Origin of the sequence: Mesorhizobium sp. GbtcB19 (assembly GCF_019091085.1) — a bacterium.
In the GTDB taxonomy this organism is placed as follows: Bacteria; Pseudomonadota; Alphaproteobacteria; order Rhizobiales; family Rhizobiaceae; genus Mesorhizobium.
Window position 1 is genome coordinate 1 of record NZ_JAGXJY010000062.1, and the last position, 1277, is coordinate 1277.

A 1277-nucleotide genomic window follows, 5' to 3' on the forward strand; every position below is an offset into this window, starting at 1 on the left:
TAAATATCAATATTAGAGATACAATTTTATCATACATCCCAAATAAACACCAGTCTCTTTGAATACTTTCTGCAATTAATTTCATTTTATACAAACATAATTTATATCTTCAAAAACTATAATTAAATCGGAGATTCGAATTTTTAAATTATATATTATTACTTTGAATAAATCTAAATACTTATAGGTATTTGGATTTATTCAAATTTATTTAAGGGAGTGAGTTTTATTCGAAAATCCTTATGTGCAAAACATATGAATGTTGCCCCAGTCAAACTATTATGCAAGAAGTAGCCTACTTGTATTCACTCTGTTCACATTAGCATTCTAAATACTAGCTAGCAATGTTCATCCATGTGAAGTGCCGCTTCTATAATTGTTGTCTATAATCATCCATCTGAAAATCCGGCACCAAGCTCAAAATACATTGATGTAACTAACCGATTAGAAAAATCTTGCACTATTCTAGGAATCAACTTACTAAATCCTATCATTACATGTACAAACAATTTTTGCTCACTGAAAGAAAAAGGAGATATCAAATAAATTTAGAAAGGAGATAAAAATGTGGTTAATAAAAAAATTATAATTCCCATTGTTATAATTATCTTAGAAGAACTTTTGAAGAAAAAAAAATAAGTTTTCGGCTAGGAATAAAAATCCTAGCCGAGCTTATTCTTTATTGTATTCATAAATTGTCGAATATACACTATGGTAGACATCAAAAAACATTATTTCTTTTTTTGAGCCATTTTCTTTTAACGCTATCAGTTTTGCAGGGGTTATTTTTTTTATAAATTTCTCGTAGAATTCTATTTTAGCTAATTTTTTATAGATAAAATAGTCATCTTCAATGTCTTTAGGTAACTCAAAATCAGCCTGAAGTTTATTCTGTTTAAGAATGTAAGCCTTTAATCCATTACAAAGAAAGCTCAAAAAGCTATTCATTTTCTTTATCCTTTCATCTTCTATTTCTTTCAAATTATTTGCACCTTTTTGTAGGTCACTACTAAATATATTCCATTGCATACCTTGCATGAAGTCTTCACTATGTGAATAATATGATAAACTTAAATTTTTTATTCTATCAAACTTTTTCGAGTTGGAAAGTATTTTATAATATTCTTTATCATAGGACTTATTGAGCTGTACTAACTTATCTTTTTTCAATATTTGTTTAGTGTACAATACCAGATCATACAGATTGGTCATCCTATTAAAATAACTAAGATTTAAAGATTTATTGACTTCTTCTATGCCACTTTCATCTAAAATAT

At 26.9% G+C, this 1277-nt stretch carries 2 protein-coding genes; one reads left to right on the forward strand and one right to left on the reverse strand.

All coding sequences use genetic code 11. The features are described from left to right. Positions 1-372 precede the first annotated feature (372 nt). Positions 373-546, forward strand: coding sequence for a JAB domain-containing protein (locus tag KVT37_RS34010; RefSeq protein ID WP_098161954.1), 174 nt, complete (start codon positions 373-375; stop codon positions 544-546). 126 nt (positions 547-672) lie between these two features. Here the strand turns inward: KVT37_RS34010 and KVT37_RS31560 are convergent. Then, positions 673-1277, reverse strand: a 605-nt coding sequence (locus KVT37_RS31560; protein ID WP_217578924.1) for a hypothetical protein, incomplete at its 5' end; no start/stop codon positions are given.